Source organism: Nitrospirillum viridazoti CBAmc (assembly GCF_000730165.1).
Classification (GTDB): domain Bacteria; phylum Pseudomonadota; class Alphaproteobacteria; order Azospirillales; family Azospirillaceae; genus Nitrospirillum; species Nitrospirillum viridazoti.
The window spans coordinates 598309-611694 of sequence record NZ_CP022113.1 but is presented as its reverse complement, the minus strand read 5'-3'; the positions used below and the strand labels follow the sequence as shown (position 1 = coordinate 611694).

At 65.6% G+C, this 13386-nt stretch carries 5 protein-coding genes; 2 read left to right on the top strand and 3 right to left on the bottom strand.

The window, feature by feature from the left end; translation table 11 throughout:
- Window positions 1-29 precede the first annotated feature (29 nt).
- Window positions 30-821, bottom strand: a complete 792-nt coding sequence (locus Y958_RS30315; protein WP_088875615.1) for an SDR family NAD(P)-dependent oxidoreductase — start codon at window positions 819-821, stop codon at window positions 30-32.
- 113 nt (window positions 822-934) lie between these two features.
- Between Y958_RS30315 and Y958_RS30310 the strand changes: the two genes are divergently transcribed.
- Together Y958_RS30310 and Y958_RS30305 are read left to right on the top strand one after the other, a co-directional pair.
- Window positions 935-1852, top strand: coding sequence for a LysR family transcriptional regulator (locus tag Y958_RS30310; protein ID WP_088875614.1), 918 nt, complete (start codon window positions 935-937; stop codon window positions 1850-1852).
- Between the two features lie 442 nt (window positions 1853-2294).
- The gene (locus tag Y958_RS30305) at window positions 2295-12302 is read left to right on the top strand and encodes a hypothetical protein (protein ID WP_145960807.1); all 10008 of its coding nucleotides are present in this window, start codon (window positions 2295-2297) and stop codon (window positions 12300-12302) included.
- A gap of 169 nt (window positions 12303-12471) precedes the next feature.
- Here Y958_RS30305 and Y958_RS30300 read toward each other — a convergent pair whose 3' ends face one another.
- Complete coding sequence (locus tag Y958_RS30300) at window positions 12472-12729, bottom strand: hypothetical protein (RefSeq protein ID WP_186291637.1); 258 nt, start codon at window positions 12727-12729, stop codon at window positions 12472-12474.
- Window positions 12730-12952: 223 nt separating this feature from the next.
- Entirely contained in the window at window positions 12953-13294 is a 342-nt protein-coding gene (locus tag Y958_RS30295; protein WP_088875612.1) for a cupin domain-containing protein, read from the bottom strand.
- Window positions 13295-13386 lie beyond the last annotated feature (92 nt).

Genomic DNA, 13386 nt, shown 5'->3' with positions numbered 1-13386 from the left:
ACTCCCACAACGGCCCGGAGGCGCGGGCCTTACGCCAGGGTGTTGATCAGCCCGCCCTCCAGCCGGACAGCGGCGCCGTTGGTGGCGGCCGACAGGGGACTGGCCAGGAAGGCCACCATGTTGGCGATCTCCTCCGGTTCTATCATGCGCTGCAGCAGGGACCCGGATCGGGCGGTGGCGAAGAACTCGGCCTCCGCCTCGGCCACCGTGGCGTCCGGCTTGCTGGACACGCTGCGCAGGAAATCCACGATGCCCTCCGACCGGGTGGGGCCGGGCATCACCGAATTGACGGTTACCCGCGTACCCTTGGTCTGCCCGGCCAGGCCGCGCGCGATGGACAGCTGCGCCGTTTTGGTCATGGCGTAGTGGATCATGGCCGGATCCACCGCCAGGCCCGTCTCGCTGGAGACAAAGATGATCCGGCCGTCGTTGCGGGCCAGCATCTGCGGGAAATAGTGGCGCGTCAGGCGCACCCCGCTCATGACGTTGACGTCGAAATAGCGCTGCCAGTCCGCATCGCTGATGTCGGCGAAGGACTTGCTTTCATAGATGCCCAGGTTGTTGACCAGGATGTCCACCGACGGCACCTGGTGCAGCAGGTCGGCCGCGCCGTCGGCCGTGGTGATGTCGGCGCGCACGCCGCTCACATCGACGCCGCCCGAGGCGCGGATGCCGGCGACCGCCTGGTCCAGCTTCCGGCCGTCGCGGCCCACAACGATGACGGCTGCCCCTTCCACCGCCAGCTTGCGGGCGATTTCCAGTCCGATGCCGGCCGTCGATCCGGTGATCAGGGCGGTCTTGCCCGCGATCTTCAGGTCCATGACCCATACTCCTTCCATCACGTCCCGATGACGTTTCGACGCCAAATCTAGGCACCGGTCGGCGGTGGGAGTATGGAGTGTGGAAGAACAATATCTATGAATGACAGGCACAGATGGCGCGCGTGCAGATGGAACGCTCCGGCGAGATGGAGGTGTTCGTCCGTGTGGTGCGGGAAGGGGGCTTTTCCGCCGCCGCCCGCACCCTGGACCTGACGCCGTCCGCCGTCAGCAAGCTGATCGCCCGGCTGGAGGCGCGGCTGGGCGCCCGCCTGCTGAACCGCACCACGCGGGCGCTGACCCTGACGGATGAGGGGCGGGGGTACCTACAGGCGGCCGAGCGGGCGCTGCGGGCGCTGGACGACGCCGACCAGGCGGTGGGATCGGGCACCGTGCGTGGCCGTCTCGTCATCAACGCCTCCGTACCCTTCGGCACGCATGTGCTGGCGCCCGCCCTTCCGGCCTTCCTGGCGCGCCATCCCGAGTTGACCATCGATCTCAGCTTCACCGACGACGTGGTGAACCTGCTGGCGCAGAAGGCCGACCTGGCCTTCCGCGTGGGCACGCTGCCCGACAGCGCCCTGGTGGCGCGCAAGCTGGGGCGGAGCCGCCGGGTGATTTGCGCGGCACCCGGTTACCTGGCCCGACATGGCGCGCCGCGAACGCCGGCCGACCTCGCCCAGCACAACTGCCTGGGCTTCAATTTCCGCCGCAGCCGCGTAGGCTGGCCCTTCCGGGAAGACGGCCGCGAGGTGGAGGTGCCGGTGGCCGGCAGCCTGCTGGTGAACAATGGCGAGACCCTGCGACAAATTGTCCTGAGTGGGGTCGGGCTGGGACGTCTCAGCCGCTGGCATGTGGCTGAAGCCATGGCGCGGGGGGAGCTGGTGCCTGTGTTGGAAGCCTACAATCCCGGCGATCTGGAAACGGTCAACGCCGTATATGTCGGCGGTGGCCAAGTGCCTCGCCGGGTGCGCGCTTTTATCGACCACATGGTCGCGGTGGTGGCGGCGTCGCCGTTGTTCGCGGGAGGCTGACCGCCCGCGTGGTGTTGGTTTTGGCGGCGTGGTCGGGGTGTGTCGACCGAGAGCGCGAGGTCTCCCATGGCAGACCGGCGAATACTTAAGTAGGGCGGGTGGCGGGCTGATTTTTGCAGTCAGAGCTTGATAGCTTTCCTGCTATCATTTATAGGATCGTGACTAAATTTGCAAATTTCGCAGAAAGACGATTCGCCCCGGCAATCATTTTCAAGTAGTTTTTGAAAGAAAAGCTAAAAAATCGAACTGTTAAATGGCAAATATCAATACCGGCAAAGCATGTTAATGTTACGTTAATGAGAAGCTCTGATTTCCATATAATTTTTGGACAAATATGACGCGATCTGGCGTTTGTCAGGTCGCGATGGGGATTTTTTCTGCGGAATATTGAGTTCGTTGCAAATATGGCGGCTTAACCATTTGCTGGATAAGAGGATTGTTGATGATGGGGTCGAATACCGCGGCTGGTGTGGTGCGTCTGAGCGTTCGGTCTCGTGCGCTATTGGCCGGCACCTCCGCTCTCGCCGTCGCCACCGCCCTGATGGCGGGCAGTGCGCGCGCGGATGTTACCATCTCCACCTCATCCAGCCCGCTGACGGCGCTGTCGGACAACTTGGTCGTGACCGACACGGGCACGCTGAGCGGCGGCCCGGCCGGTGTCGTCATCGGCACGTCCGCCGCGATAACGAGCATCGTCAACGCTGGCGTCATCAGCGGTAGGACCACCCTTTTCGGCTTCAGCGGCCAGGGGGTGGTTTTCGACACCCTGGTGAATTCGGGCACGATCACGGCCGGGCAGGTGGCGAGCTTCACCAACGCCGCCACCGGCACGATCGTTGGCGTCGTTGCTGGTATCGGCATGGCCGCCGGGAGCATTTCCACCCTGTCCAACGCTGGCCTGATCACCAACACAGGGACTTTCAGCGGCGCGGGCATCAACCTCGCAGCCTCCGTCGTGTCCTACCAGGCCGGCAGTGTGTCGGCCTCGGTGATATCGTCCCCCACCATCGGCACGCTGATCAATCAGGCGACAGGGACGGTCGCCGGCGCCGTCGCCGGTATCGGCATGGCCGCCGGGAGCATTTCCACCCTGTCCAACGCCGGCGTGATCACCAACACCGGAACCTTCAGCGGTGAAGGCATCAATCTCGCCGCTTCCGTCGTGTCTTACCAGGCCGGCAGTGTTTCGGCCTCGGTGATATCGCTCCCCACCATCGGCACGTTGATCAACCAGGCGACGGGCACGATCGCCGGCTGGTCTGCTGGCGTCAATTTGTCTGGTGGCACGGTCGGTACTCTTGAAAATGCCGGTTCGATCACAGGGGCCCAGGGCGCCGGCCTCAGCATCGGCAGCGCCGAGTTCACCTCCTATAACGGTACCGCGAGTGTGCCCAGCGGTATGGTTGCCGCCGACATCGGCGTCCTCACCAACCTTATCGGCGGAACGATCGCGGGCACGTCAGTTGGTATTCAGATCACGGGCGCCGTCGCCATCGAAACCTTGGCCAACGCGGGCTTGATCACCAGCAGTAGCACATTTGGAAACGGCATCGCCGTCGGGGATACGCTTTATTCCGGCATGGTATTGGCGCCCACCATCAGCACGTTGATCAATGCGGCCGGTGGCACCATTTTGGGCGCTTCGGGTATCAATGTGTCTGGCGGCACCATACTCAGCGTCGACAACGCCGGCGTCATTTCCGGCACGGCCGGCACCGGGCTCGTTGCCAGCAGCTACCAGAACTTCTCCTACAATGGCACCATCACGGTGCCTGGGGCGCTAGCGCTCGCCCGCATTGACACCATTGCCAACCATGCAGGGGGTACGATCAGCGGCGGCTCCATCGGCGTTGGCCTGAATGGCGTGTCCGTCAGCAGCTTGGACAACGCGGGGCGGATCAGCGCCACCTCGGCGTTCAGCCAGGGTATCAACATCGACGGCATGTATTTGGCCGGCCAGATGACAGGCGGCGTCGTTGACAGCCTAGTCAATGAGACCACCGGCCAGATTGCCGGTGGGCAGGCAGGTCTTTCGCTGGCCGTCGGGACTATCGGCACGCTGGTCAACAATGGCCTAATCCGGGGTGGCGGCAATACATTTTTCAGCAGTGCCATTTCCATCAATGGCGGCCAGATGTACGGACAGGTCGGCTCAAACTACGAGGTGGGTGCTACGGTTCCGGCGGTCATTAATGGTCTGTATAATGGTGCGACGGGTACCATCCTTGGCGATACCAACGGCATTGTCCTGGTGGGCGGCACCATCGGATCGATTGAAAATGCCGGCCAAATTGTCGGCGGCTCCGGTGTGGGCGTCAGTGTCAGTGGCGTCTCGTTCTCCACGTTCAATGGCAGCATCTCCACGGTTTCCGGCACGCTGAGCGGTGTGATCCCCACCATTCAAAACCTGGCCGGAGCAACGATCGCCGGCGGTTCCATCGGCATCGGAGCCACCGGCGATGTGACGCTGGGGGCCATTCTCAATGATGGGGTGATCAGCGGCACCATGTTCGGCGTGGCCATGGCACCCGCCTTCGGGGCCGTTTCCACGGTTTCCGCGCATCTCGGCAACCTTATCAACAGCGCCTCCGGCACCATTTCCACCCCTAACCTGGGCGTCCTTCTGACCGGCGTCATCGTCGGGACGATTTCCAACAGCGGCGTGATCAATGGTGGCATCGCCGTCAGCTCCGGTTCGACCGGGTTCTACGATGGAACCGCCTATCAGACCTTCCCCCTCGCGGCGTCGGCGGATGCCGTGCTCAATCATGCCGGCGGCACGCTCGGCGGCGTGGACCTCTACGACGCCAATTTGGGCACCTTGGTCAACGACGGCCTGATCAGCGCCAGCAGCACCTTCGCCAGCGCCGTCAGCTTCAGTGCCGACGCCCGGGGCGTGACTGTCGGTGGCATGGTAAACAGCGCGACCGGGACGATTGCGGGAGGCTATGGCGGCGTCTCGGTTTCCGGCGTTCACCTGGGTACCCTGTCCAATAGCGGGACCATCGGCGGCGGAACGGGGGGCGGCATCGTGCTCTCCTCTTCCATGGTGAACACCGGCACCTTCGGGCAGTCGGGAAGTCCGTTGCCGGGGGTCACGGATGTCCTATGGAATGCCGGTGGTGCCCAAATCCTGGGCGGATCCGCAGGCGTGTCGCTGATGGGCGCCACCGTCGGCTCCATCATCAACGGCGGATGGATCTCCGCCACTGCCGGCGCGGGCCTCAGCTTGAGCGGCACCACGCTGTATGACTACAACGGCAGCATTTCCTCCATTGCGGCGGTCCTGCCGGCAATGGTCACCAGCATTGGCAACCAAGTGGGGGCCACCATCACCGGCACCGCAGCCGGCATCCAACTGAACCTGCCCGTGACCATCGGCACACTGGACAACGCCGGCGTCATCTCCGGCACCGGCACGTATGGGCAGGGTGTGAATATCGCCAACGTCTACGGCTCGGGCGGGGTTGGCTCGCTGGGCACGTTGAGGAACGAGACGACGGGGCTCATTTCCGGCACCAATGGCGGCGTCCTTGTCGCCGGAGTCAACGTCGGCACGGTCCTCAACAACAGCCTGATCGATGGCGGCACGGGTACCGGTGTTTCCATTTCCGGCTTGTCCACGCAGACGGTGTCGCTCGGCGGCATTGGTAACGCGGCGGGGGCCACCATCCGGGGTGACTATGCGGGTTTGGCGCTATCGTCGGTCAACGCAGGCTCCATCGTCAACGGCGGGCTTATCGCCGGCACATCGGGCGTCGGCTTGGTGGTCGGCGGATCAGGCTTCATAACGCCGACGATCCTGGCGGTCACGGTTTCCGCCATCAGCAACCTGGCTGGCGCCACCATTAAAGGCAGTACCGCTGGCCTGCAGATGAACCTGCCCGTATCCATCGGCACAGTGGATAACGCAGGCGTGATCGCGGGCACCGGCACGGTCAGCCAGGGCATAAACGTCAGCGCCGGCTACAATTCCCAGGCCACGGCTGCGGCGCCCATCGGAGCGGTGCTGAACGAGGCGGGTGCCGTCATTTCCGGCAACAACGGCGGTCTGTTGATGTCGGGCGTCAGTGTCGGGACGCTGTCCAACAACGGCCTGATCGGTGGTGGCTCCGGTTACGGCATTTCCGTCAGCGGCGCCTTGCTCAGCTACTCGCAGCCCACCGTCGCCGTGGCGGCCACCCTGGGCGGCCTGCAGAACGGCGCGACCGGCACCATCTCCAGCAGCTGGATCGGCATGGCCCTGTCCGGCGCCACCGTGGGGTCGGTGGTGAACGCCGGCCTGATCCAGGGTGGATACGGCGGGGCGATCAGCATCAGCAGCGCTGGCTTGACGAGCTACAACGGCACCATAAGCACCACCAGTGTGCTGTCGTCCCGGGTGGACCGTATCAGCAACCAGCAAGGTGGCACACTCAGCAGCGGCAGCATCAGCTCGCTGGGCGTCGCACTCGCCATTTATGGTGCCGTGACGGTGGGCAGCATCACCAACGATGGGTTGATCACCGCAGCTGGAACGGGCATCAGCACGGGCGTCAGGACGGATGGCGGCGTGCTGTCCCTGGCCCATGTCGCGCAGCTGTCGAACAGCGCCACGGGCACCATTTCAGGTTCCATCGCCGGTATCGAGGTGATTGGCGGCACCATCGGGATGCTGTCCAATAGCGGATCAATCAACGGGGGCATCAACGTCTTTGGGACGAGCTTCTACCTTGGCCATCCGGTCGTGGGGCAGATCGGCACCCTGACGAACGGTGTCAGCGGTACCATTACCGGCGGCACCGCGGTGGACCTGACCGATGGTGTCGTCGGCACCTTGGTCAACAGCGGCCTGATAAGCGGCGGCACCGTCTTCTCCGGCGGCGGTATCCGCCTCACCTCCGCTGGGCAAGCCGGCCAGGCGGTGGCCAGCATCGGCAGCCTGATCAACACCAGCACCGGCACGATTCAGCATAACAACGGTGCGATCCAGCTGCTGGGCGGTACCATCGGCACCCTATCCAACAGTGGACTGATCAAAGGCTATTACGTCGCGTTGAGCGGGTCTTTGTCCAACCTGACGGGGACGACGCAGTCGCGGATCGACAGCCTGCTGAACCTGGCAGGCGGCACCATCACTGCCATGAATGCGCTGCAGTTCCAGGGTGGCAGCATCGGTGCGCTGGCTAATGACGGCCTGATCGGGGGCGATCCCTCCATCAGCAGCGGTATCGCCGTACAACTGGCTTCTTACGGCACGGTGGTTGGCCATGCCGGCACCATCGCCAACCACGCGCGTGGAACCATCGTCAGCGAAAGCGGAGGTATAGCCATCGGCGGCAGCGAGACCGTCGCGGCGATCGTCAACGATGGCCGCATCCTGGCCGGCTCAATGCCCTTTGGCGGAACCATCGTCTATGGCGGCACCGCGCTTTCCGTCGCCAACGGCGCTGTCGTGGGGAGCATCGGCAATAATGCCGGTGGCACCATCGCCGCAGGCTATCTGGGCATCGACGTCAATGCAGCGACCGTGGGCACGCTGGTGAACGCTGGCACGATCACCAATGTCAGCGTGCACGGCTACGCCTATTCGGCTGGAACCATCGCGACGATGGGTACTCTCGCCAATCTCGCGGGGGGCACCATCGGTTCCGCGACGCCCTATGCCGGCGCCGGTGTCAGCGTTGGAAATGCGGCGCGCGTGTCCTCGATAGCCAATTCCGGACTGATCCAGGGCCAGGTGCAGGGCATGGCCTTGAGCGGCACGGCTTTCGCCCAGGTCCCCCCCACCACCATCGGCGCCATCACAAACGCTGGCACGATCCTGGGCGTGGGTATGAACACCATATCGCCGGGCTACAGTTCCAGCGGTGGCCTGATCGTCAATTCGGCCAACGTGGGCACCATTAGCAACAGCGGAGTCATCAGCGGGGCGGTGGGCATCCTCACCGGCCAAAGCGTCAATCCCTACGCCAGCCTTGCTGTTAACGGCAGCATCGGCACCCTCGCCAACCAGGCGAGCGGTACCATCTTGGGGAACGGCCCCATTGCCGCCATCGCGGTGGGTGGCAGCATCGGCACGCTACTGAACAGCGGCTTGATCCAGGACACCGTGGGATCGGTCGCCGTGGGCGTGGACCTACTGGCCGCGCGCACTGGTCTCCTGGTGAATGCCGCTGGGGGCGTGGTCGCTGGTATCCAAGCGGGTGTCCAGGTGGGCGGCACCATGAGTACCGTGACGCTGGACAGTCTGAGCAATGCCGGCACCATTGCCGCCGGTGCTGCGGGCACCGGCGTTCTATTGAAAGGTTTCGCTAGCAGTTTTCAGGGTATTAGCACCATCTACGGAGCCACTGTCGGGTCGATAAACAACAGCGGCGTGGTCAACGCGGGCCTGGCCGGTGTGGGTGTCGTCGGCACCATCGGCAGCATGACCAACAGCGGCACCATCGCTGCCGTCGGCAGCGGCCTGCAGAACTTCGGCTCCGTGCGCCAAGTCTACTACGATTTGGAATCTGCGCTCCGGACCGACAGCATTCCCCTGGCGGGCAGCGTCGGGACGTTGACGAATTCCGGCCTGCTCAGCGGCGGTCAGTCCGGCATCGTCAACGGCCAGGAAACCGTGGTGGAAATCTCGCGTTTCCTTACGGTCGGTGGGTTCTCCGGGCATGGTGACATCGTCTCCACCGTCGTTACGACCTTGGCGCCCCTCGCCAGCACCATAGATATGTTGGCCAATAGCGGCACCATCCAGGGGGTAGCCGGCACTGGTATCGCCAATGCTGCGTCGGCCGCCCGCATCGGCACCCTCAGTAATGAGGGCGTGATCATGGGTGGGCGTAGCGGCGTGGCCAATCTCGGCACAATCGGCGCCTTGTCCAACAGTGGCACCATCGCCGGCGGCGTGGCGGCCATCCGGAACACCGGCGTGCTGGGGACCCTGGTCAACAGCGGGGTGATCGCGGGCAACGTCGTCAACAGCTCGTCCCGCGACTTGGTCATTGTTGGCGGCACCGGGGATACGTTCGGCAAGTTCATTGGCGTGAACGGCACGGCCGGCACGCTCACCAACACCGCCAGCAACGTGGTGCTGTCCAGCGGCAACATCGCGCTGGGCGTCGACGTGAATGTGGGGACCCACACACTGACCAATACCGGCAGCGCCACGTTGCGGCTGGACACGATCGTCAACGTGACGGGCAACTACGTGCAGTCCAGCTCCGGCGCGCTGCTGGTGGGGGTGTCGTCGGCCAGCACCTACGGCGGCCTGAACGTCAGCGGCACAGCGTCGGTCGGCGGCGGCGCCATCATCCTGAACACCGCTTCCGGTTTCAGCCTGATGAATGGGCAGACCTACACCATCCTGTCCGCCGGTGACGCCGCGTCGTCGTACGGCGGCTATAATCTTGTGGCGCCGGGCCATAGCCTGACGTCCATCACCACGATTGTGGGCGGCCATACCGAACTGGTGGTCACCGTCCTGGACGGCACCATCGGGGCTGGCAGCAGCACGACCATCGGCGGTGGATCGACCACCGTGGACCAGGTGGCGGGCGGCACGGTCAATGTGACCGACGGCAATCCAACGCTGAACACCATCAGCAGCGGCACGGTGAATATCAGCGGTGGCCAGTCGACGCTGAACACCATCGCTGGCGGTTCGGTCAACATCAACGGCGGCAGCGCGTCGGTGGGGCAGGTGGCGGGCGGCACGATCAGCCTGGGCACTGGCGCCACCATTGCCGGCACGCAGACGGTGAACGTCAGCGGCGGTTCGGTAGCTGTTGGCGGCACGGTGACGGCGCCGGTGTCGGTCAGCGGTGGTGACGTGGCTGTGGGCAACGGCGGCGTGATCAACACCTCCACCCCTATCCAGGTGTCATCGGGCAGTCTGTCAATCGCCAGCGGCGGCGTGGTCGCCAGTGACAAGCCGGTGCAGATCAGCGGCGGCTCGGTTGACGTTTCCGGTGTGATCGCGGCGCCCGTGCAGGTCAGCGACAGCACGGCCAGCGTATCGATCAGCAGCAGCGGTGTAGTCACGCAGTCCGTGACGGCCAGTGCCGGCAGCGTGAACGTCGCGGGTACGATCCTGGCGCCTGTGACGGTGTCGGGTTCGGGCGCCAGCGTATCGATCAGCAGCGGCGGTGTAGTCACGCAGTCCGTGACGGCCAGCGCCGGCAGCGTGAACGTCGCGGGTACGATCCTGGCGCCTGTGACGGTGTCGGGTTCGGGCGCCAGCGTATCGATCAGCAGCGGCGGTGTAGTCACGCAGTCCGTGACGGCCAGCGCCGGCAGCGTGAACGTCGCGGGTACGATCCTGGCGCCTGTGACGGTGTCGGGTTCGGGCGCCAGCGTATCGATCAGCAGCGGCGGTGTAGTCACGCAGTCCGTGATGGCCAGCGCCGGCAGCGTGAACGTTGCGGGTACGATCCTGGCGCCCGTGACGGTGTCGGGTTCGGGCGCCAGCGTATCGATCAGCAGCGGCGGTATAGTCACGCAGTCCGTAACGGCCAGCGCCGGCAGCGTGAACGTTGCGGGCACCATCACGGCGCCGGTGGGGGTCAGCGGCGGTACTGTGTCGTTGGCCAGCGGCGGCACCATCGTCAGTAGCCAACCAGTGCAGGTGACGGGCGGTAGCCTGTCGATCTCCGGCAACGTCAACGCGCCGGTGCAGGTGACGGGCACCACGGTCTCGGCTTCGCAGATCGCCAGCGCCACGCCCGTGATGACGGTGGACGCGGGTGGCACCATCAGCCAGTCGGTGACGGTGGACGCGGGCAAGGTGTCTATGAACGGCACTATCAGCGGCAATGTCGCCATCGGATCCGGCGGCGCCCTGCGCGGGTCCGGTGTGGTGACGGGCCAGGCCTCGGTGTCCGGCATCCTGGCGCCCGGCAACTCGCCCGGTACCCTGACCTTCACTAACGGGCTGACGCAAGCGGCCAAGTCGGTGCTGTCCATCGACATCGACGGCACGGGCACCGGCAAGGGCGCTGGCAACTACTCCCGCGTCCTGGTTACGGGCGGCAGCTACGTCATCGGCTCCGGCGCCGTGCTGCAGCCCAACCTGCGCGGCATGACCGGCAGCGCCAGCAACACCTACACTCCCAACCTGGGCACCGATTTCACCATCGTCCAAGCGGCGGCTGGCGTGTCGGGCACCTTCGCCGGCATCACTCAACCCAGCAGCGGGCTGCTGGCCGGCACGCAGTTCACGGCGCTGTACGGCAGCAACGCCGTCGACCTGTACGTCACCCCCACCTACGGCAACTTGGCCAGCCTGGGGGCCAGCGCCAACCAGCAGACCATGGGCCGCGTGGTGGCGGGCCTGAGCAGCACCGGCAACGCCGACCTCACCGCCGTGCTGAAGGCCCTGTACGGCCTGCCCACGGTGGGGGCGTCGTTGGATGCCCTGGCCCAGATCGGCGGCAGCAGCCAGGCGAACATCGTAGCCTACAGCCTGAACCGAGGCCTGGCCGCCACCCAGGTGCTGGGCCAGCGCCTGGCCGCGGTGCGCGATGGCGTGGCGGGCGGCATGCAGGGCACGATGCAGGCGCAGCTGGTCGGCCGTACGCTCTACACCAGCGTCGCCAGTGGCGGTGACACTCTGCCGGTGGAGGATGAGCGCGGTGTGGCCGCCGGCTCGGCACCGGAGGAGGGCTGGCACTTCTGGGCCCAGGGCCTGGGGGCGTTTACCCGGGTGGACAGCGACGGCAACGCCACGGGCGGGCATAGCAACACCGGCGGCGGCCTGTTCGGCGGCGACCGCACGGTGGCGCCGGGCGTGACCCTGGGTCTGGCCGGCGTGCTGCTGCAAAGCACCTCCGGCGGGTCCAACGAGACCAGCAGCTATGGCCTGTCGGCCTACGGCAACGTTGATCTGGGGGATGGCCTGTTCGTCACCGGCAACGCCGGCTACACCTACGACCAGTACGACACGGCGCGGACCATGGGCTTTGGCGGGCTCAGCCGCACGGCCTTCGGCCATACCACCGGTGACGAACTGTCGGCGGGGGTCACGGCCGGCTACCGGGTGCGCGTGTCCAACCTGACCTTGGAGCCGCAGGCCGGCATCCAGTGGCTGCGGGTAGGCCGCGACGGCTTCACCGAGACGGGCGCCGGCGCCTTGAACCTGGTGCTGCAGGACCTGGACGCCACGGCCCTGCAGAGCAGCGTGGGCGGCCGGGCCTCGGCCAGCTGGAAGACGGACGGCGGCACGGTGATCACCCCGGCCCTGCGTGCGGCTTGGCTGCATGACTTCCGCGACCGGGCGCTGACCAGCCAGGCCGCGCTGGCGGGCACCACCTTCGCCGTGACCGGCCCCGACACCGGCGCCAACGCGCTTGCGCTCGGCGGCGGGCTGACCCTGCAGGAAGGCAACAACCTGAACCTCTACGCCAATTATGACGGCACGCTGCGCCGGCATGAGACCGACCACGTCTTCACCGCCGGCTTCCGCCTCAGCTGGTAAGACGGGCTCAGGCTCACAAGTGACACGGCCCGGGTGGTATCCACCCGGGCCATTCCATTTATGTCTGGCTTGTCGTTGCCGACGAGCCCCCCGGTTGATGGGATTGTTAAGGGCCGATGGCCCTCAACCCGCCGGCGGCTTTGTCTTTATTCCTTTCTTACCCCTATCATTACCCGCCCATTCGACATTGGATCGATGCCCAGGGATCGATGCCATAGGCGGGGGTGCGTAGCGCGGTCTCGATGCGGGCGACCTCTGCCGCGGGGACGTAGTAGTCCACGTCGCGGTCATAGGTGCGCTGGATGAAGGTCGCGACCATGCCGGCCAAGCCGAACAGCGCCAGGTCCCAGATGTGCCAGATCAGGGCGAAGCACATGATCAGGCCGAAGGCGGCGATAACGGCGCCGGCGGCGGTGTTGCGCGGCATATGGATGGCCTCGTGTCCATGACCTGCACGCCCGCGCGTCCCACCTCCTTATCCTTCCAATGCGGACGGTGGGCATCGGCGTGGTGGCCAGCGACGCGCCTTCGCGCTGGACGGCCCGCCCGAGGCGGTGCGCCTGGGCTTGGGCGCTTCCGGGACCCGTGGCGACCTGGCGCAAAGCCTGCGCATCGTGGCGGACCTGCTGGGTCAGCCGCCGGCCATGTCCTCACTGGTGGTGTGACGCGGCCTCGCCGATGTGGATGGCCAGCCAGACGGTGGGCTGGCCGGGGTCCGTGTAGGTCACCCGGTGGCTGGTGTTGGCCGGGATGAACAGATGGTCGCCAGGCAGCAGGGCCGTCTCCCGCCCCTCCACCTCCACTCGCGCGGCGCCGGCCAGGACCAGCACCCATTCGTCATGCGCCTGGCGATAGGGCTGGTCGACCGGAGTCACCTGCCCGTGAGAGACGATCTGCTCGATACGGCAGCCGGGGTGGCGCAGGATGTCGGTGAACCGCTCCGCCTCCAAGGCGGAGGGCAGGCCGGTCAGCAGGTTGCCGATCGTCTCCATGCCATTGATTCTCCTCATGGTGCCATCGGTGCGCATTCTGGCGGCATGTCGGCCGGGCGGCAACGGCGGACATGAAAAAGGCGGCCACGGGT